The organism is Lentzea sp. NEAU-D7, from assembly GCF_026242055.1.
GTDB lineage: Bacteria > Actinomycetota > Actinomycetes > Mycobacteriales > Pseudonocardiaceae > Lentzea.
The window spans coordinates 109880-128591 of record NZ_JAPJDL010000010.1 but is presented as its reverse complement, the minus strand read 5'-3'; the positions used below and the strand labels follow the sequence as shown (position 1 = coordinate 128591).

Annotated in this window: 17 protein-coding genes; 12 read left to right on the top strand and 5 right to left on the bottom strand. The window is 69.9% G+C overall.

Annotation, left to right across the window (positions count from 1 at the left end; all coding sequences use genetic code 11):
• Positions 1 to 2: 2 nt before the first annotated feature.
• Positions 3 to 2234, top strand: coding sequence for a catalase/peroxidase HPI (katG, locus tag ORI60_RS21540; protein WP_266039571.1), 2232 nt, complete (start codon positions 3 to 5; stop codon positions 2232 to 2234).
• Here the strand turns inward: katG and ORI60_RS21535 are convergent.
• Positions 2206 to 2955 (bottom strand): DedA family protein, encoded by a 750-nt coding sequence (locus ORI60_RS21535; protein ID WP_266039569.1) that lies wholly within the window; start codon positions 2953 to 2955, stop codon positions 2206 to 2208. The genes katG and ORI60_RS21535 overlap by 29 nt on opposite strands.
• Positions 2956 to 3118: 163 nt before the next feature.
• On the opposite strand from ORI60_RS21535, the gene ORI60_RS21530 reads away from it, so the two are divergent.
• The 5 genes from ORI60_RS21530 to ORI60_RS21510 all read left to right on the top strand — a co-directional run bounded on the left by ORI60_RS21530 (position 3119) and on the right by ORI60_RS21510 (position 8686).
• On the top strand, positions 3119 to 4246 hold the full coding sequence (locus ORI60_RS21530; protein ID WP_266039568.1) for a sensor histidine kinase: 1128 nt from the start codon (positions 3119 to 3121) through the stop codon (positions 4244 to 4246).
• Positions 4237 to 4881, top strand: coding sequence for a response regulator transcription factor (locus ORI60_RS21525; RefSeq protein WP_266039567.1), 645 nt, complete (start codon positions 4237 to 4239; stop codon positions 4879 to 4881). The genes ORI60_RS21530 and ORI60_RS21525 overlap by 10 nt, the downstream gene beginning before the upstream one ends.
• Positions 4881 to 5669, top strand: a complete 789-nt coding sequence (locus ORI60_RS21520) for a phosphotransferase (RefSeq protein WP_266039566.1) — start codon at positions 4881 to 4883, stop codon at positions 5667 to 5669. Before ORI60_RS21525 ends, ORI60_RS21520 begins: the two co-directional genes overlap by 1 nt.
• A gap of 149 nt (positions 5670 to 5818) precedes the next feature.
• Positions 5819 to 7321, top strand: a complete 1503-nt coding sequence (locus ORI60_RS21515) for a beta-xylosidase (protein ID WP_266039565.1) — start codon at positions 5819 to 5821, stop codon at positions 7319 to 7321.
• A 48-nt stretch (positions 7322 to 7369) separates the two neighbouring features.
• Positions 7370 to 8686, top strand: a complete 1317-nt coding sequence (locus ORI60_RS21510; RefSeq protein ID WP_266039564.1) for a hypothetical protein — start codon at positions 7370 to 7372, stop codon at positions 8684 to 8686.
• A gap of 6 nt (positions 8687 to 8692) precedes the next feature.
• Here the strand turns inward: ORI60_RS21510 and ORI60_RS21505 are convergent, their stop codons facing one another.
• Positions 8693 to 9490, bottom strand: a complete 798-nt coding sequence (locus ORI60_RS21505) for an ergot alkaloid biosynthesis protein (RefSeq protein WP_266039563.1) — start codon at positions 9488 to 9490, stop codon at positions 8693 to 8695.
• Positions 9487 to 9870 (bottom strand): nuclear transport factor 2 family protein, encoded by a 384-nt coding sequence (locus tag ORI60_RS21500; RefSeq protein ID WP_266039562.1) that lies wholly within the window; start codon positions 9868 to 9870, stop codon positions 9487 to 9489. The genes ORI60_RS21505 and ORI60_RS21500 overlap by 4 nt, the downstream gene beginning before the upstream one ends.
• A 95-nt stretch (positions 9871 to 9965) precedes the next feature.
• Between ORI60_RS21500 and ORI60_RS21495 the strand changes: the two genes are divergently transcribed.
• Positions 9966 to 10553: a TetR/AcrR family transcriptional regulator gene (locus ORI60_RS21495; RefSeq protein ID WP_266039561.1), complete on the top strand. Its 588-nt coding sequence runs from the start codon at positions 9966 to 9968 to the stop codon at positions 10551 to 10553.
• Here the strand turns inward: ORI60_RS21495 and ORI60_RS21490 are convergent.
• A complete protein-coding gene (locus tag ORI60_RS21490) occupies positions 10544 to 11593 on the bottom strand; it encodes an alkene reductase (RefSeq protein WP_266039560.1) in 1050 nt (349 codons plus the stop codon). The genes ORI60_RS21495 and ORI60_RS21490 overlap by 10 nt on opposite strands.
• Positions 11594 to 11652: 59 nt before the next feature.
• Between ORI60_RS21490 and ORI60_RS21485 the strand changes: the two genes are divergently transcribed.
• The gene (locus ORI60_RS21485) at positions 11653 to 12024 is read left to right on the top strand and encodes a MerR family transcriptional regulator (protein ID WP_266039559.1); all 372 of its coding nucleotides are present in this window, start codon (positions 11653 to 11655) and stop codon (positions 12022 to 12024) included.
• Positions 12025 to 12042: 18 nt separating this feature from the next.
• Here the strand turns inward: ORI60_RS21485 and ORI60_RS21480 are convergent, their stop codons facing one another.
• The gene (locus tag ORI60_RS21480; RefSeq protein ID WP_266039558.1) at positions 12043 to 13083 is read right to left on the bottom strand and encodes an NAD(P)-dependent alcohol dehydrogenase; all 1041 of its coding nucleotides are present in this window, start codon (positions 13081 to 13083) and stop codon (positions 12043 to 12045) included.
• A 142-nt stretch (positions 13084 to 13225) separates the two neighbouring features.
• On the opposite strand from ORI60_RS21480, the gene ORI60_RS21475 reads away from it, so the two are divergent.
• The 4 genes from ORI60_RS21475 (at position 13226) to ORI60_RS21460 (ending at position 18712) form a co-directional block, all read left to right on the top strand.
• Positions 13226 to 14101, top strand: a complete 876-nt coding sequence (locus tag ORI60_RS21475; protein ID WP_266039557.1) for a helix-turn-helix domain-containing protein — start codon at positions 13226 to 13228, stop codon at positions 14099 to 14101.
• Complete coding sequence (locus ORI60_RS21470; RefSeq protein ID WP_266039555.1) at positions 14098 to 14391, top strand: SelT/SelW/SelH family protein; 294 nt, start codon at positions 14098 to 14100, stop codon at positions 14389 to 14391. The genes ORI60_RS21475 and ORI60_RS21470 overlap by 4 nt, the downstream gene beginning before the upstream one ends.
• Positions 14392 to 14613: 222 nt before the next feature.
• Positions 14614 to 18477, top strand: a complete 3864-nt coding sequence (locus ORI60_RS21465; RefSeq protein WP_266039554.1) for an amino acid adenylation domain-containing protein — start codon at positions 14614 to 14616, stop codon at positions 18475 to 18477.
• Positions 18478 to 18487: 10 nt separating this feature from the next.
• Positions 18488 to 18712: a tautomerase family protein gene (locus ORI60_RS21460; protein ID WP_266039553.1), complete on the top strand. Its 225-nt coding sequence runs from the start codon at positions 18488 to 18490 to the stop codon at positions 18710 to 18712.

Genomic DNA, 18712 nt, shown 5'->3' with positions numbered 1-18712 from the left:
CCGTGTCCGACAGCACTGACGCCAAGCTGAGCGAGCTGAACGTGGAGGAGGCCGGCGGCTGCCCGGTCGCCCACGGCCGCCGCAGCCATCCCAGCGAGGGCGGCGGCAACCGAGACTGGTGGCCCAACCAGCTCAACCTCCGGATCCTCCGCAAGCACCCCGTCCAGGCCGACCCGTTCGGTGGTGAGCTCGACTACGGCAAGGAGTTCCTGACCGTCGACCTCGACGAGCTGGCGCGCGACGTCGACGCCGTGCTGACCGAGTCGAAGGACTGGTGGCCCGCGGACTTCGGGCACTACGGCCCGTTCATGATCCGCATGGCGTGGCACAGCGCGGGCACCTACCGCACCCACGACGGCCGCGGTGGTGCCGGCGCGGGCATGCAGCGCTTCGCCCCGCTCAACAGCTGGCCGGACAACGGCAACCTGGACAAGGCCCGCCGTCTGCTGTGGCCGGTCAAGAAGAAGTGGGGCAAGAAGGTCTCCTGGGCCGACCTCATGATCTTCACGGGCAACCGCGCGCTGGAGACCATGGGCTTCAAGACCTTCGGCTTCGCCGGCGGCCGCAACGACGTGTGGGAGCCGGACGAGGACGTCTACTGGGGCCCGGAGACCGAGTGGCTCGGCGGCGACTCCCGCTACAGCGGTGAGCGCGACCTCGAGTCCCCGCTCGCGGCCGTCCAGATGGGTCTGATCTACGTCAACCCCGAGGGCCCGAACGGCAACCCGGACCCGCTGGCCTCCGCCCGCGACATCCGCGAGACGTTCGGCCGCATGGGCATGAACGACGAGGAGACCGTCGCGCTCATCGCCGGCGGCCACACCTTCGGCAAGGCGCACGGCGCGGGTGACCCGTCGCTGGTCGGCGCCGAGCCCGAGGGCTCCCTGATGGACGCGCAGGGCTTCGGCTGGATCAGCACGCACGGCACCGGCAAGGGCCGCGACGCCATCACCTCCGGCCTGGAGGTGACCTGGACGCAGAAGCCCACCGAGTGGACGAACCTGTTCTTCAAGAACCTCTTCCAGTTCGAGTGGGAGCTCACCAAGTCTCCCGCCGGCGCGCACCAGTGGAAGCCGAAGGACGGCGCGGGCGCCAACACGGTGCCGGACCCCGAGGACGGCACGCTCAACCGCACGCCGATGATGCTGACCACGGACCTCGCGCTGCGCTTCGACCCGATCTACGAGCCGATCTCGCGCAAGTTCGCGGAGAGCCACGAGGCGTTCACCGAGGCCTTCTCCCGTGCGTGGTTCAAGCTGACCCACCGCGACATGGGCCCGATCCAGCGCTACCTCGGCCCGCTGGTGCCGCAGGAGGAGCTGATCTGGCAGGACCGCCTGCCCGTGCGCGACTACGAGCTGATCTCCGCCGAGGACGTCGCGGCGCTCAAGGCCAAGATCCTGGAGACCGGCCTCTCGATCTCGCAGCTGGTCAAGACCGCGTGGGCCTCGGCCTCGTCGTTCCGCCAGAGCGACAAGCGCGGCGGCGCCAACGGTGCCCGCATCCGCCTCGAGCCGCAGCGCGGCTGGGAGGTCAACGAGCCCGACCAGCTCGCCCAGGTCCTGCGCACGCTGGAAGGCGTGCAGGAGGCGTTCAACAGCTCCGCGACCGGCGGCAAGAAGGTCTCGCTGGCCGACCTGATCGTCCTCGGCGGTGCCGCGGCGATCGAGCAGGCCGCCAAGGCCGCGGGCCACGACGTCGAGGTGCCGTTCCTCGCGGGCCGCGTGGACGCCACCCAGGAGCAGACCGACGCCGAGTCGTTCGCCGTCCTGGAGCCGACGATCGACGGCTTCCGCAACTACCGCGGCAAGGGCCACCCGCTGCCGTCGGAGTACCTCCTCATCGACAAGGCGAACCTCCTCGGCGTCTCGGCGCCGGAGATGACCGTGCTGATCGGCGGCCTGCGCGTGCTGGGCGCCAACCACGGCGGTTCGCAGGCGGGCGTGCTCACGGCCAAGCCGGAGACGCTGACCAACGACTTCTTCGTCAACCTCCTCGACATGGAGACGGAGTGGAAGTCGGTCACCGAGGACGAGGAGAACTTCGAGGGCCGCGACCGCGCCAGCGGTGCCGTCCGCTGGACCGCCACCCGCAACGACCTGGTGTTCGGCTCGAACTCCGAGCTGCGCGCCGTCGCCGAGGTCTACGCGAGTGACGACGCCGGCACGAAGTTCGTGCAGGACTTCGTCGTCGCGTGGAACAAGGTCATGAACGCGGACCGCTACGACGTCTGATCCAGCTCTGCCCAGGTGCCCCCAGGCCACTCCCCCGGCCTGGGGGCACCTTCGTGTCCGAACCACGTTGTGCGGCAACGTCATCGCCTGACGCGCGGTAGACCTGCGTCGCCTCCGGGTCGCCCTTCGAGCGCTGGCGCAGGCGGGTGACGACGAAGAGGACGACGGCCGCGGCCACGGTGAGGAGCACCAGCTTCTGGAAGACACCGGCGTAGGACTCGACCCGGTGCCAGTTCTCGCCGAGCAGGTAGCCCGCGCCCACGAAGATGGTGTTCCAGATCAGACTGCCCGCGGTGGTGAGCACGAGGAACTTCGGGAAGTTCATGCGTTCCACTCCCGCGGGCAGGGAGATGAAACTGCGGAACAGCGGCACCATTCGGCCGAAGAAGACGGCTTTCGTGCCGTGCCGGGTGAACCAGGCTTCCGTCCTGTCGAAGTCGGTCACGCGGACCAGCGGTATCCGGGCCACCAGATCGCGGGTTCTCCTGCGGCCCAGGAGCATTCCCGCGAAGTAGACGACCACGGCTCCCGCCACCGAGCCCGCAGTGGTCCAGAACAGCGCCGCGGGCAGGCTGAACACGCCCTTGCTCGCGGAGAAGCCGGCCAGGGGCAGCACCAGCTCGCTCGGGATCGGCGGGAACAGGTTGTCGAGGCCCACGACCACGGCCGCGCCCACCCCTCCCAGTGACTCCATCAACGAGACGGCCCATTCAGCCAGCATTTGTTTCCCCTCGCAGGACTGTGAAATCGGTCGAGGTCCACGTTAGGAATGGGCAAGGGGCGGGACCATGAGGTCATCCGTCGGGAATCGTGGGGAAAACCGCAGCGCGATACTGCGGTAAACCGCAATGCCGGAGGGCGGGGACGTCAGTACGGTGGCGAACGTGCATCAGGGGGAGAGGCTCAGCGCGGGTTCGTTGGTGCGCGGCTGGTTCCGGATGCTCGTGGGTCTCACGATCGGGTCGCTGACGGGGGTGGCCGGTCTGGCCGCCGCGGCCACCGGCGTGGGCGTGGTGGGGCTGACCGGGTACGAGCTCGGCAGGATCGCGCGGTTCGACCAGGCCGTGCACACGAATCCGCTGACACGTCAGGGATGCCGGCGTTACCTCGCGGCGCGGTGGCTGGTCGGCGCGCTCGGCGCCGGCGTGATCTGTCTGCTGGTGTCCTGGTACGCCGTCGGGATCTCGATGGTGACGGCGTGGCTGTTCGACGGCGACTGGGCGCTCATCGAGGACGCGGACCGGGTGTCCCTCGGGCTGATCGCGCTGGTGGCGATCCCGGGTGCGCTGGTCGTCTTCGTGACGACGGCCGGCGTGGTCGGCGTCGCGGTGCTGGACCGGTGGCTCGCCACCTCGATGCTCGGGACGAGCCAGCAGGCGTTGCTGCGCCAGCGGGTCGCGGAACTGACCAGCACGCGGGCCGAGGTGATCGAGGCGATCGACGACGAACGGCGGCGCATCGAGCGCGACCTGCACGACGGCGTCCAGCAGCGGCTCGTGGCGCTGGGCATGCTGATCGGCCGGGCGAAGCGGGCCAGGGGCGAGGAGCAGCTGCAGGAGTTGTTGCGGCAGGCGCACGACACGGCGGGCGAGGCCATCGACGAGCTGCGCGAGGTCGCGACGCGCGTCTACCCGGCCGTGCTGGACGACTCGGGGCTGGACACGGCGCTCGAGGTGCTGGCGGAACGGTCGAGCGTGCGCGTCGAGATCGACAACAGGCTGCGGTCCTCGCCCGGCACCGCGCTGGAGGCGGTGATCTACTTCGTGACGTCCGAGGCCGTCACCAACGCGGCCAAGCACGCGAACCCGTCGCTGGTCGAGGTGCACGTGCGCGCGGACGGCAGGGGCGGCATCGTGGTCGTGGTGCGCGACGACGGCGTGGGCGGTGCCGACCCCGCCGGTACCGGGCTGTCCGGGCTCGCGAGGAGGGTCAAGGCGGTGGACGGGGACTTCGAGGTGACCAGTCCGCCGGGCGGTCCCACCACGATCCGCGCGAGGGTGCCGTGCGGGTGATCCTGGCCGAGGACTCGACGCTGCTGCGCGAGGGCCTGATCCGGTTGCTCGCCGAGGAGGGGCACGACGTCGTGGCCGCCGTCGGCACCGCGCCGGAGCTGCTGAAGGCGACCGGGGAGCTCCGGCCGGACATCGTGGTGACGGACGTCCGGATGCCGCCGGACCACAAGGACGACGGCATGCGCGCCGCACTGGAGATCCGGGAGCGGTGGCCGGAGGTCGGCGTGCTCGTGCTCTCGCAGTACGTGGAGAACCGCTACGCGACCGAGCTCATCACCAGCACGGGAGGCAAGGTCGGCTACCTGCTCAAGGACCGGGTGGCGCAGGTGGACGAGTTCCTGGAGGCGCTGGACAGGGTGGCGGCGGGCGGCGCGGCGTTCGACCCGGAGGTCGTGCGCAGGCTGCTGACCAGGACGACGCACGTCGACCCGATCGACACGCTGACCGCGAGGGAGAAGGAGGTTCTCGAGCTGATGGCCCAGGGCCTCACCAACGCCCGCATCTCCACGCAGCTGCACATCTCGCAGAGCGCCGCGGAGAAGCACATCAACGCGATCTTCGACAAGCTCGGCCTGTCCGGCTCGTCCGGCCTGAGCCGCCGGGTGATGGCCGTCGTCCACTACCTGGGCAGCTGATGGGCATCGAGGAACTGCTCACCACACCGGGCGCGAAGCTCGAGCGCGGCACGTTCAACGACGCCGTCGTGGTGAAGGGGAAGTGGGTGGCTCGGTTCCCCCGCCAGGACCTGCCCGACGCACGACGCCGCGCGCGGGCGCTCAGGCGAATCTCGCGGCTCGGCCTGCCGTTCGCCGTGCCGGACGTGATCGAGGACAGGCTGGACCTGCCGCTGGGCCAGGCCCACGTCGTCATCTCGTACCTGCCCGGCAAACCGGCGCGGACCGCGAGCGACGAGGCGGTCCGCGAGGTGCTCGACGCGCTCGCGGACGTCGAGCCGGACGAAGAACTCCGTGCCCTGCTCGACGAACCGCTGCACCACGCGGGCGGCCCGCACGTGGCGGAGAAGATCGCGGAACTGGTGTTCCCGCTGCTCGGCGCCGACGAACGCGCCCAGGCCGCGGAAGTCCTGCGACGGTTCGCCGACCTGCCGCCGGCCACGGGCTTCGTGCACGGAGACCTGGCACCGGTGAACCTGCGCTGGCACAACGGAAGGGTCAGCGGGGTCATCGACTGGGACTTCGCCTGCGCGGGCGACCCCGCCCTCGACGCGGCCGCGTTCGCGAACTACGGCTGGCCCCTCGTCGAGCGGGTCAGGCCGGAGCTGTACGACCGGGCTCGCACGCACGCCGCGATGTTCCCGCTGACCGGCGCGGTGTCGGCGATCCTCCAGCACGGCGATCCGGCGAGGTTCCTCGCCTGGTTCCGCCGCCGCTGCGCGGTCCGCGAACACCCACCCGTCGGCTGAAGGACGCGAACAGCACCGACGCGTGTGCCCACCATCACAGGCGCTTCGACCCGGGGATTCGGTGCCCCTGAGCAGCGGAACCGCGCTGCCGAGAGCCACCAGCTGGCGGACTTCACCCGGACGGAGGACTTGATCACTATGATGGGTGAGTGCCCCTGAGTCGTCGACCTCTCGCGTCACTCGCTGCGCTCGCGCTGGTCAGTGCGGTCACGGCGTGCACCAACGCCGCGGTGGGCGACCCGGTCGGAGCACCGGTCGAGCAGCAGAAGGCCACGTCGACGAAGAAGGCACCGGCCGCGGCGCCGCCCAGGGACAGGATCAAGCTCAGCGTCGAGAACGGCCGCCAGAGCGCCGGCACGGTGATCGCCGGGGCCGGGGACGCGCCGTACAACTACGCCCCCGCCGTGATGGTCGACAACGGCAAGGTGCGCGCGTGGTGGTGCAGCCAGCTGAGCGCGGCACCGCCCGGCGGTGACGACATCCTCTACAGCGAGGGTCCGACGGTGGGCGGGCCGTTCTCGACGGCGGTCCCGGTGTTCTCGGGCAGCGGCGGCAGCTTCGACGCGATGCACACGTGCGACCCGTCGCTGATCAAGATCGGCAGCGTCTACTACATGTATTACACGGGCGCCTCGCGGGACAACCACGCGAACGGCAGCTCGGTCGGCGTCGCCTCCAGCAAGGACGGCATCACCTGGACGCGCGAGGCGGGCGGCCAGTCGATCGTCGCCCCCGCCGGTGACAACATCCGCGAGAACACCTACGGCGCGGGCCAGCAGTCGGCGATCTACCTCGACGGCTGGGTGTACCTGATGTTCACCGACACCACCGGCCTCGCCTCGCACCAGAACGGCGCCGGCCAGTACGTGCTGCGCTCGAAGGACCCGACGTTCACCAAGGGCGTCGAGGCGCTGGGCAAGCAGGGCTTCAAGGCGGTCACGTCGAACAACGGCCCGCGCACGCGGTCGGTGGTCGAGGCCTTCAGCGCGGACTGGATGTGGATCGAGGCGGCGTCGTCGTTCGCCATCGCCCACGAGACCGACGAGGGCACCACCATCACGTTCTGGAACAGGGACTTCACCCGCCACCCGTTCGAGACGGTGCTGATCCCCGGCGCCTGGGAGGAAGGTCCCGGCCTGCTGCGCACGCCGGAGGGCCACGCGCCGGCCGACACCAGGGACCCGTGCGGACGGGTGGGGCTCGACGTGCTGCGCGGCACCGTCGAGGGCCCGGCGGGACCGACGAACATCTCCCACTTCGGCCTCGACGCGGTCGGGATCAAGGGCTGCGCCACCGCGACCGAGGTGAAGGCGCTCAACGGCTTCGCGGTGCCCTCACCGGAACGCACGCTCGACGTCGTCGTGGGCGGCAACGTGATGCGGTTCGAGCGCCGTTCGGTGGCGGAGAAGTTCGCGCGCGGAGTGCTCGGCACCCGGCCGCAGGGCGTCGACGCGCTGAAGCTCGCGTTCACCGTCCCGGCGGGCGCGCCCGCGGTGACCAACCCCTCGGGCCAGGTCGGGCTGCTGCTCGACGGCAAGCTGTGGGTGGTCGGGTCCGCCGAGATCGCGACGCTGAACTCGTCCACGATCACCCCGGTGTCCGCTGAACAGTGGGCCCGGTACGAGCGCCTGCCGGATCTCGTCCGGCGCTGACCGGATACGTTCTCCCCGGGGTTGGCATCGGACATGGGGGACCGACTGGTGGCTGTCACGACGCAACGACCCGGCGAGCTGGCGGACAGCCTGGTGCCGCTGCCGGACGAACCGCGGCACGAACTCGCGTGGCTGGGCCTGCTGTCGGCGTTCGTCGCCTCGGTGGCGTTCCTGCTGGTCATCCCCGCGGGTTGGTCGCGGCTCGACCACCTGTGGGCCGAGGACGGCGCCCGGTTCATGGTCGACGCGGTGCGCTCGCCGGTGCTGGAGAACCTGGCCGACCCCTACGGCGGCTACCTGCACGCGCTGCCCCGCCTGGTCGCCCAACTGGTCGCGTTGCTGCCCTGGGAGTGGACGGCCGCGGGGTTCGCGGTCTGCGCCGCGGTGCTGCGGGCGCTGGTCGCGTTGATCACGTTCTCGGCCTCCAAGGCGTACCTGAGGTCGACGCCGATGCGGTTCGCGCTGTCGGCCCTGGTCATCGTCCTGCCCGCGGGCAACTCCGAGACCTTGAACAACATGGCGAACCTGCACTGGTTCCTGCTCTACGGCGCCTTCTGGGCGTTGTTGTGGCGCAACGCCCCGCGCGTGCCGGTCGCGTTGTTCGTGGTCCTCGCCGCCCTGTCCAGCCCGCTGGTGTTCGTCCTGGCACCGATCGCGCTCCTGCGGCTCCTGCAGCCGCGCAAGGAGGTGCCGATCGCGTTCCTCGCCGCCCTGGTCGTGCAGGGCCTGACGATGCTGTTCGCCTCCCGCACGCCGTACTCGCACGACGAGGTCGACCCGGTGCAGGTGCTGCTGGCGAGCCTGCTGCGGGTGCCGGTGGTCGCGTTCACCGGGTCGGAGCGGGTCAGCGAGTTCTACCCGGCGCACGGCAACCTGCTGATCCTCGGCGCGCTGCTGGCCGCCGCCGTGCCGATCGCCGCGGGGCTGTGGTTCGGCGACCGGGCCTCGCGGGCGCTCGCGCTGGCCGCCGGCGCCTGCAGCGTGATCGTCATCGTCGCCTGCCTGGTGCTGAACTGGACGCACGTCCTGCAGGTGCAGGCGCCGGAGGTCGTGATGACCAGCCAGCGCTACAGCATCGCGCCGTGCCTGTTCCTGTTCACGGCGATCTTCGTGGGCCTCGACGCGACGACGGCGAAGACCTGGCAGCGCCTGGTCGTGGGCGGGAGCCGCTACCTGGTCGGGATCCTCGTGGTGGTCAGCATCATCACCCAGTTCCGGGAACCGAAGACCGTGCTGACCGGCATTCCGTGGGACGAGAGCCTGGCGCGCGCCCAGGCGGAATGCGCCGCGGGAGCGACCGAAGCCCGCCTGGAGCACGAGCCGCAGGACTGGTTCTTCGTCGTGCCGTGCGCATCGGTGCGCTGACGCGCGCTACGCGGTGGACGCGCGCCTCATGAAGTCCCGGAACGACGTCGCGGGCCTGCCCGTCACGTCCTGGACGGTCGTGGTGACCCGGTCCTCCGCTCCCTCGCGGATGTCCTCGTCGAGCCCGGCGAGGAGAGCGGCGAAGTCGCGGGGCAGCACTTCGGCGATCCGTTCGGCCATCTCGGCGGTGCTGATCGATCGGTGCCGCACGGGCTTCCCGGTGACCTCGGTGATGATCGCGGCCGCGTCGGCGTAGCTCAGCGCCTCGGGACCGGTGATGACGTGGTCGGTGTTGTGCGGCACGGCGTCCGTCAACGCGCGCGCGGCCACCGCGGCGATGTCGCCGGCGTCGACGAAACCGACCCGGCCGGCACCGGTGGCCGTGACGATCTCGCCCGCCCGGACCCCCGCCGCGAGCGGGTGGTCGCCGGTGAAGTTCTGCATGAACCAGGACGGCCGCAGCACCGCCCATTCGGGCAGGGTGCGGACGAGTGCGGGGAGAGCGCCCATCCCCGTGGCGCTCTCCGGCACCGCGGACGAGCTCAGCAGTACCACCCGCCGCACGAGCCGCGCTCGAGCGAGCAGCGGCTCGACCACCGGAACGGGGTCGACGACTCCGACCGGGGGGATCAGGTAAAGACGATCTATCCCGTCCAGGGCGGCGTCAAACGTCGCCGGCACGTCCCAGTCGAACCGGACGTGGTCCGGGAGCACCGGTTTCCTGGTGGCGACGCGGGCGCCCGGCAGCAGGGCGGCGAGGCGGCTGCCGGTCGTGCCGGTGCCTCCGATGACCAGCGTGTTCACGCCGACAGCTCCTGTGCGAGAAGCGGGTTCCAGTAGTCGCGGTAGTGCACGATCTCGCCGTCGCGGGTCGTCACGACCACGATGTACGAGGCCCGGTACGGCTTGCCTGTCGCGACCACCACGCCCTCGGCCTCGAACTCGGCGATGACGACGTCCGGGTCGGTGCTCTGGTGCACGACCTGCCTCGGAATGCTCCGGATGTCGAGCATCTCCGGGTAGTCGCGCACGTAGTCCTCGACCGCCGCGCGGCCTTCCAGCCTGGCCGGCCAGCCGGGCGGGGCGAACGGGAACTCCGCCACGCCGTCCTCGGCCCACAGGCCGGCGAAGCCGATCATGTCCTTGTCCAGCAGCAGTTGCAGTGCCCTCGGGATGAGGTCCACGGAAGCTCCTCCGAAAGAAATGGACGGGACGGTACCGTCCCATCCACCACAGTAGGCGGGACGGGACCGTCTCGTCCAGTCCTATGATGTGCGCCATGACCAAGCGCACCCCGACCGGCGCCGCCGTCCTGCAGCCGCACGTGACCCGGGCGATCACCGACGCCGTGTTCGACGAGCTGGCCCTGCACGGCTACGGCCGGCTGTCGATGGAGGCGGTGGCCAAGCGGGCGGAGGTCGGCAAGAGCGCGCTCTACCGGCGCTGGCCGTCCAAACAGGACATGGTGGTCGCGGCGCTGTCGGAGTTCTCCGTGCCGCTGGCCGAGGTTCCGGACACCGGTTCGTTGCGCGGCGACCTGCTGGCCACGGTCACGGCGGTGCACGACTGGCTGACGCACCCGAGGTTCGCGACGATCCTGCCCGACCTCACCGCCGAGGCCGTCCGCAATCCGGCGCTGTCCGAGGCGATCGCGGCGACGATCGGCGAGCCCCGGCGCGCGCTCGGCGCCGTGACGCTGCGGCGGGCGGTCGACCGGGGCGAGCTACCGGCCGACCTGGACGTCGAGATCGCCCTGGACCTGGTCGCGGCACCGGTCTACTGGCGGCTGTCCGTGCGGCGCGCCGAGATCGGGCCCGACTACCTCGAACGGCTCGTGGACCACCTGCTGCGCGCTCTTCAGTGCTGATAGGCGGGGTAGTCGACGTATCCCTGCGGGGTCTGGAACCACGTCTCCTGGTCCGCGCCGGCGAGCGGCAGACCCAGCCGGAACCGCTCGACCAGGTCGGGGTTGCCGATGTAGGCGCGGCCGTAGCTGATCAGGTCGGCGCCGTTCGCGAGCCAGCGCTCCCCCTGCTCGCGCGTGCTCTGCTCCGGACCGATCTGGCCGCCGGGGTTGAGGATGAACGCACTCGGCCACGCCTTGCGCAACCCCATCAGCACCTCGTCGTCCGCGGTCGCGAGCAGGTGGACGTAAGCCATGTCCGGCAACGCTTTCAGCAGCTCGCCGTAGAGCACGGGCACGTTCTCCTCGACGATGCCCTGGATCTCGCCGCCGGGCGAGAGCCGGATGCCGACGCGGTCCGGCCCGATGGCGTCCACGGCCGCTTCGGCCGCCTCGACGGCGAACCGGATGCGACCGGTGATCGAGCCGCCGTAGCCGTCGGTGCGCTCGTTCGCGCTGGAGGACAGGAACTGCTGGATCAGGTAGCCGTTCGCACCGTGCAGCTCGACGCCGTCGAACCCGGCGTCGACGGCCCTGCGGGCCGCGTCGGCGAACGCCTGGACGTGGTCGGCGACCTCCGCCGTGGGCAACGCCCGCGGCACCGGCGCGGGCTTCATCCCGGCCGGGGTGAACACGTCGGTGCCGGCCGCGATCGCCGACGGGCCGACGGGGTGGTGCCCGGCGACCTCTGCGTGCCCGATGCGGCCGCCGTGCATGAGCTGGGCGAAGATCCGCCCGCCGTTGGCGTGCACGGCGTCCGTGACGACCCGCCAGGCCTCGACCTGGCCGTCGGTGTGCAGGCCGGGCATGAACGGACCGGCCTGGCCGACCGCGTTCGGGTGCACGCCTTCGGTGACGATGAGTCCGGCGGTGGCGCGCTGGGCGTAGTAGGTGGCCGTGGTCTCGGTCGGCTTGCCGTCGACGGCTCGTGCGCGGGTCATCGGCGCCATCACGAGGCGGTTCGGCAGGATCAGGTTTCCGAGGCGGTAGCTGGTGAGGAGCATGAGAGCTAGGCTAGAAACCTGACATTGACGTCAGAGGTAGCTTTTGTGGCGGAGGTCTCATGCGCATCGGTGAGCTGGCGGAACGCACGGGAGTGAGCGTGCGCGCGTTGCGCTACTACGAGGAGCAGGGCCTTCTCGCGTCCGAACGCAGCCAGAGCGGTCAACGGCGTTATGCCGAGAACGCCGTTGACCGGGTGCGGCTGATCCAGCAGCTCTACGCCGCCGGGATCTCCAGCGCGTCGATCCTGGAGATGCTGCCGTGCGTGGTGACGGGGGTGGCGGCGCCGGAGGTCCTGGCCAAGCTGCGCGGGCACCGGTCGTCGGTCGTGAAGCAGATCGAAGAGCTGCAGGAGACCCTCCTGCAGCTCGACACGGTGATCGCGGGCGCCACGAAGACGTACGCGACCGGGGTGCCGTGCCCACCCGCCTGAGCGGGCACGGCACGGACGTCAGATCGTGGCGGTGTCGATCACGAAGCGGTACCGCACGTCGCTCGCCTGCACCCGCTCGTAGGCGGTGTTGATCTCCTCAGCGCCGATCAGCTCGATCTCCGAGCCCAGGCCGTGCTCGGCGCAGAAGTCCAGCATCTCCTGGGTCTCGGCGATGCCGCCGATCATCGAGCCGGCCAGCGTCTTGCGGCCGCCGAGCAGCCCGAACAGGTTCAGCGAGATCGGCTCCTCCGGCGCGCCCACGTTCACGATCGCGCCGTCGGTCTTGAGCAGCCCGAGGTAGGCGCCGAAGTCGAGCGGCGCGGACACCGTGGACAGGATCACGTCGAACGTGCCCGCGAGCTCGGTGAACGTCGCCGGGTCGCTGGTGGCGCGGTAGTCCTGGGCGCCGAGCTTGAGCCCGTCGTCCTTCTTGCGCAGCGACTGCGACAGCACGGTGACCTCGGCGCCAAGCGCTGCGGCGATCTTGACGCCCATGTGGCCGAGCCCGCCCAGGCCGACGACGGCGACCTTCTTGCCCGGCGCGACACCCCAGTGCTTGAGCGGCGAGTAGACGGTGATGCCCGCGCACAGCAGCGGCGCGGCCACGTCCAGCGGGAGCCCCTCGGGGATCCGCACCACGAAGTTCTCGTCGACGACGATCTGCTTCGAGTAGCCGCCGTAGGTGACGTCGCCGTGGCGGTCGACACCGTTGTAGGTCATGGTGTTGCCGCCCGTGCAGTACTGCTCCAGGCCGCGCAGGCAGTTCTCGCACTCGCGGCACGAGTCGACCATGCAGCCGACGCCGACGCGGTCACCGACGGCGTGGCGGGTGACCTCGGAGCCGACCTCGACGACCACGCCGGCGATCTCGTGGCCTGGGACCATCGGGAAGATGCCCTGGCCCCAGCCCTCGTTGACCTGGTGGATGTCCGAGTGGCAGATGCCCGCGAACTTGATGTCGATCAGGACGTCGTGCGCGCCGACCGCGCGACGTTCGATGGTCGTGCGCTCCAGCGGTGCCTTGGGTGCGGGAGCGGCGTAGGCAGCGACGGTGCTCATCAGGTTTCTCCTCGTTGTCGTGTCGTCCACGACACTGCTCCGCTCCGAGGCGGCTACCCAGACACCTGCTCTTCGTACGACTGGCGTGCCTACCACTGGCAGTAGCAGGCACGGCTCGCCTCGTCCGGGGATACTCGGACGCATGACCGTCGACCCGCGCACCGAGCTGAGCGAGTTCCTGCGCAGCCGCCGCGCGCGGCTGACCCCCGACGACGTCGGGCTGCCCCGCTACGGCCGCACCCGCCGCGTGCCGGGCCTGCGCCGCGAGGAGCTGGCGCAGCTCGCGGGCGTCTCAGTCGCGTACTACACGCGTCTCGAGCAGGGCAACGGCCGCAACGTCTCGGACGAGGTGCTGGACTCGATCGCCCGCGCGCTGCGGCTCAGCGACGCCGAGCAGACGCACCTGCGCAACCTGACCGCCTGCCCGTACGACGACAAGAAGAAGAAAAAGACCTCACGCGGGGTCCGGCCGGCCCTGAAGCACCTGCTCGACAACGTCGGCGTGCCCGCCTACATCGGCGGGCGCCGCTCGGACGTCCTCGCGTGGAACCCGATGGCCGCCGCCCTGTTCGGCGACTGGGCCGAGCTGCAGCCGCGCGACCGGAACTGGGCGCGCTTCATCTTCCTCCAGCCCTCCTACCAGGAGCTCTTCGTCAACTGGGAGAGCAAGGCCGCCGACGTCGTGGGGTTCCTGCGGATGGACGCCGGCTGCTACCCGAACGACCCCGAGCTCACCGCCCTGGTCGGGGAGCTGTCGATGAAGAGCGAGCTGTTCCGGCAGCTCTGGGCCAAGCACGACGTCAAGGAGAAGTCCTTCGGCACGAAGGTGCTCCGCCACCCGCTCGTGGGCGAGATGACGCTGGCGTACGAGTCGCTGCGGATGCCGAGCGAGCCGGACCTGTTCTTCACCACCTACCACGCGGAGCCCGGCACACCGTCCGCCGAGGCGCTGCAGCTGCTGGCCAGCTGGGGCAGGGACGCGACGCGCTCCGGACAGTCCGTCAGGACGCAGACGTGAGGACACCGCGTCTGGAGATCGAGTACTGCACGCAGTGCCGCTGGCTGCTGCGCGCGGGCTGGACCGCGCAGGAGCTGCTGACGACGTTCACCGCCGAACTCGGTGAGGTCGCGCTGATCCCCGGCACCGGCGGCGTGTTCGACGTGCGGCTCGACGGCGAGACCCTGTGGTCGCGCAAGGAGCAGGAGGGCTTCCCGGACCTCGGCGTGCTCAAGCAGCTCGTGCGCGACCGGGTGGCGCCGGAGCGTTCCCTCGGCCACACGGACCGCAAGAACTCCGCCGACGCCTGACGCGCGCCGGAAAACGCTTGCCGCGGTGGGCTTTCGCCACCGCACCACCATCTCAGCCAGTGGATTTCCACTGGCGCTCAAGGCTTTTCCGGTAGACCTCTGCGGCTGTCCACCAAGCCGATCGCTCCAGCGGGTTTCGAGCCGTCACTCATACGTTCTTCAACTAACCAAGAACGTGCTCGCAACGACTCGCGCCTGCTGACCGCTTGGGGGATTTCTGAGATGTCGCACGAAGCTGAAGTGGACGGCGGCTGCCTTCCCGACCTGCTGCGCAAGCAGGTCGAGGAACACCCTGATCGCACGGCCGTCGTCTTCGGTGAACAGAGCATCACCTACGGCGAACTCTTCGAGCAGAGCTCCGCGCTGGCCACGCACCTGCGGCGGCTCGGCATCAGCGAGGACGACTGCGTCGGCATGTTCGTCGAGCCCTCACTGGACCTCGTGGTCGGGGCGTGGGGAATCCTCTGCGCCGGTGGCGCCTACCTGCCGCTGAGCCCGGAGTACCCCGAGGAGCGGCTCCGGTACATGATCGAGGACTCGCGCACGAAGGTCGTCGTGACGCAGCCCGCGCTGAAGCAGCGCCTGGCCGAACTGGCGCCCGCCACCACGAGGATCGTCACGCTCGACGACTGCGACGAGGCGTTCGACGACGGCTTCTCCCCCGCCCACGACAGCCTCGCGTACATCATCTACACCTCCGGCAGCACCGGCCGGCCCAAGGGCGTGATGATCGAGCACCGCAGCATCGTCAACCAGATGCTGTGGTTGCACGACGCGCACGCCATCGACGGCACGAAGCGCGTGGTGCAGAAGACCCCGATGAGCTTCGACGCCGCGCAGTGGGAGATCCTCGCCCCCGCGGTCGGCAGCACCGTGGTGATGGGCCGTCCCGGCATCTACCGCGACCCCGAGATGCTGATCGAGACCATGCGCGAGCAGGGGGTCACCACGCTGCAGTGCGTGCCTACGCTGCTCCAGGCGCTGATCGACACCGAGGAGTTCCACACCGTCACCTCGCTGAGGCAGGTCTTCAGCGGCGGCGAGGCGTTGTCCCGCACGCTGGCCCAGGCGTTCTTCGCGGACATGCCGAACGTGAGCCTCATCAACCTCTACGGGCCGACGGAGACGACGATCAACTCGTCGTCGTTCGTGGTCGACCCCGCCGGGCTCGCCGAGGCCCCGAAGTCCATCTCGATCGGCCTGCCCGTCGCGAACACGACGTACCTGGTGCTCGACGACAACCGCGACATGGTCACGCCCGGCGAGATCGGCGAGCTCCACATCGGCGGCATCCAGGTCGCCCGCGGCTACCTGCACCAGCCGGAGCTGACCGCGGAACGGTTCGTGGACGGCATGTTCCGCACCGGCGACCTCGTGACGCAGAACCTCGACGGCACGGTGCAGTTCGCCGGTCGCGCGGACAGCCAGGTCAAGCTGCGCGGCTACCGGGTCGAACTGGACGAGATCCGGCTCGCGATCGAGACGCACGACTGGGTGCGCAACGCGGCCGTGATCGTCAAGGAGGACGAGCGCACCGGGTTCCAGAACCTCATCGCGTGCGTCGAGCTGAACCCCAAGGAAGCCGCCCTGATGGACCAGGGCAACGCGGGGTCGCACCACCAGTCGAAGTCCAGCCGCCTGCAGGTGCGCGCGCAGCTGTCGAACCCCGGCGTGCGCGACGACCTCGCCGGCCGGCAGAGCTTCGAGCTGCCCGGCGAGGAAGCCTCGTGCCTGCAGCGCAAGGTCGTCTTCTCGCGCAAGTCCTACCGCTTCTACGAGGGCGGCCAGGTCACCGACGCCGACCTGGCGCGGTTGCTGGAACGCAAGCCGATCGGTGCCGGCTCCAAGGACCCGAAGTCCGTCCACGTGTCCGAGCTGGGCGAGATCCTGCGCTACTTCGGCGCGCACTTCAGCGACCAGCGGCTGCTGCCGAAGTACGGCTACGCGTCACCGGGTTCGCTCTACGCGACCCAGCTCCACCTGGAACTGCACCACGTCGCGGGGCTGCCGGCCGGGTTGTACTACTACCACCCGCTGCGCCACCAGCTCGTGCTGATCAGGCCGCTCGAGGAGAGCTTCGAGGTGCAGGCGAAGCTGCACTTCATCGGGCACAAGGCCGCGATCGAGGCGGTGTACCTCAACAACATCCAGGAGGTCCTGGAGATCGAGACGGGCCACATGGTCGGGCTCTTCGAGGAGGTCCTGCCCGGCTACGGCCTCGACATCAAGGCGTCCGCGTACACGCCGGAGACCAAGGACCTGCTCGACGTCGCCAGCGAGGACTACTACCTCGGCACGTTCGAGCTGTGCGCCTACACCGGCGTCCGCGAGGACGAGGTCGACATCTACGTCCAGACGCACCCCGGCCGCGTCGCGAACCTGCCCGGTGGTCAGTACCGCTACGCCGGCGGCGAGTTCGAGCGGGTGTCCGACGAACTGGTGCTGCGCAAGCACGTCATCGCGATCAACCAGGCGGTGTACGAGCGCGCGAGCTTCGGCGTCAGCGCGATCGGCCGGTCCACCGAGCTGTGGCGGCGCTACATCGACCTCGGCCGGACCATGCACCGGTTGTCCGCCAACGACGTCGACCTCGGCTTCATGTCCTCGGGCTACAGCTCGAAGTCGAACAACGACCTCCCGTCGGCCAAGCGCATCTGCGACATCCTGAAGGCCGCCGGTGAGCAGGACGGCCCGTCGTACTTCTTCCTGGGCGGCAAGGTCTCCTACGACCAGCGCCGCAGCCCCGGCATGAAGGAGGACGTCGTCCACATGAAGGGCCCGGCCGAGCTGATCCGCGACGACCTGGTCAACTTCCTGCCGGACTACATGATCCCGAACAAGGTCGTGGTCCTCGACGCGCTGCCGGTCACCGCGAACGGCAAGATCGACGTCAGGGCCCTGGAGATGTCGGACAAGACCAACGTCGACGACCAGGACCGGCCGTTCGTCGCGCCGCGCACCACCACCGAGCGCCGCATCAGCGAGATGTGGAAGAAGCTGATGAAGCGCGAGACGGTCTCGACGCACGACGACTTCTTCGAGACCGGCGGCAACTCGCTGATCGCGGTCGGCCTCGTGAACCGCATCAACAAGGACTTCGGCACCAGCCTGCCGCTGCAGGTGCTCTTCGAGTCGCCCACCGTCGAGCAGCTCTCCCGGCGCGTCGACGGCCTGCACGAGGGACCGATCTCGCGGCTGGTCCCGTTGCAGCCCAACGGTGACGGCGCTCCCGTCTTCTGCTGGCCGGGCCTCGGCGGCTACCCGATGAACCTGCGCACGCTCGCAAGTCGTTCGGAGCGCCCGTTCTACGGCGTGCAGGCGAACGGCATCAACGAGGGTGAGACGCCGTACGGCACGATCCGCGAGATGGCCGCCGCCGACATCGAGGCGATCAAGAAGGTCCAGCCGGAGGGCCCGTACACGTTGTGGGGCTACTCCTTCGGCGCGCGGGTCGCGTTCGAGACGGCCTACCAGCTCGAGCAGGCGGGCGAGGAGGTCGAGAACCTGTTCCTGATCGCGCCGGGATCGCCGAAGGTGCGCTCGGAACGGGACAGCGACGAGGCCTCCTACGACAACAGCGCGTTCGTGACGATCCTCTTCTCGGTGTTCGCGGGCAGCATCACCGACGCCCGCCTCGCCCGGTGCCTGGAGGTCGCGCGGGACGAGGACAGCTTCGCGGCGTTCGTCAGCGGCGAGTTCCGCGACCTCGACAGCGAGCTCGTGCGGCGGATCATCAGGATCGTCACCGAGACGTTCTCCTTCAAGTACACCTTCGGCGAGCTGGCCGAGCGCACGATCACCGCGCCGCTCACCATCTTCAAGGCCCAGGGCGACGACTACTCGTTCATCGAGGGCAGCGAGGGCTTCTCGGTCACCGACCCGGTGGTGGTCGAGCTGGAGGCGGACCACTACAGCCTGCTGCGCGAGCCCGACATCGACGAGCTGCTGGCGTCCATGCGGCAGACCACGACCGTGCAGGACGAGGTCGCGCGGGTGCCGGTGCTGCTGTCCGACGAGCAGATGGCCGAGCTGATCGCGGCCGTCACCAAGGCCGTCACCCTCGCCATCGCGGGAGGCCGGTCGTGAGGAGGCTCGGATGCCGCACGTGAACATCAAGCACTTCCCTGCACCGCTCAACGACGAGCAGGCGTCCGAGCTGGTCTCGGCCATCACCGAGGCGGTGACCCGGGCCTTCGGCTGTGCCGAGGGCGTCGTGTCGATCGCCCTGGAACCGGTCGAGCAGCGGGCGTGGCAGGACCAGGTCTACGCGCCGGAGATCGTGGAACGGAACCACCTCCTGCGCAAGACCCCGAGCTACTGA

Excerpts from the sequence above, each read along its gene's own strand:
- ORI60_RS21535 (WP_266039569.1), bottom strand. The coding sequence starts at position 2,955 with ATGCTGGCTGAATGGGCCGTCTCGTTGATGGAGTCACTGGGAGGGGTG.
- ORI60_RS21520 (WP_266039566.1), top strand. The coding sequence starts at position 4,881 with ATGGGCATCGAGGAACTGCTCACCACACCGGGCGCGAAGCTCGAGCGC.
- ORI60_RS21495 (WP_266039561.1), top strand. The coding sequence starts at position 9,966 with ATGACCAAGCGCACCCCGACCGGCGCCGCCGTCCTGCAGCCGCACGTG.
- ORI60_RS21490 (WP_266039560.1), bottom strand. The coding sequence starts at position 11,593 with ATGCTCCTCACCAGCTACCGCCTCGGAAACCTGATCCTGCCGAACCGC.
- ORI60_RS21485 (WP_266039559.1), top strand. The coding sequence starts at position 11,653 with ATGCGCATCGGTGAGCTGGCGGAACGCACGGGAGTGAGCGTGCGCGCG.
- ORI60_RS21480 (WP_266039558.1), bottom strand. The coding sequence starts at position 13,083 with ATGAGCACCGTCGCTGCCTACGCCGCTCCCGCACCCAAGGCACCGCTG.
- ORI60_RS21475 (WP_266039557.1), top strand. The coding sequence starts at position 13,226 with ATGACCGTCGACCCGCGCACCGAGCTGAGCGAGTTCCTGCGCAGCCGC.
- ORI60_RS21465 (WP_266039554.1), top strand. The coding sequence starts at position 14,614 with ATGTCGCACGAAGCTGAAGTGGACGGCGGCTGCCTTCCCGACCTGCTG.
- ORI60_RS21460 (WP_266039553.1), top strand. The coding sequence starts at position 18,488 with ATGCCGCACGTGAACATCAAGCACTTCCCTGCACCGCTCAACGACGAG.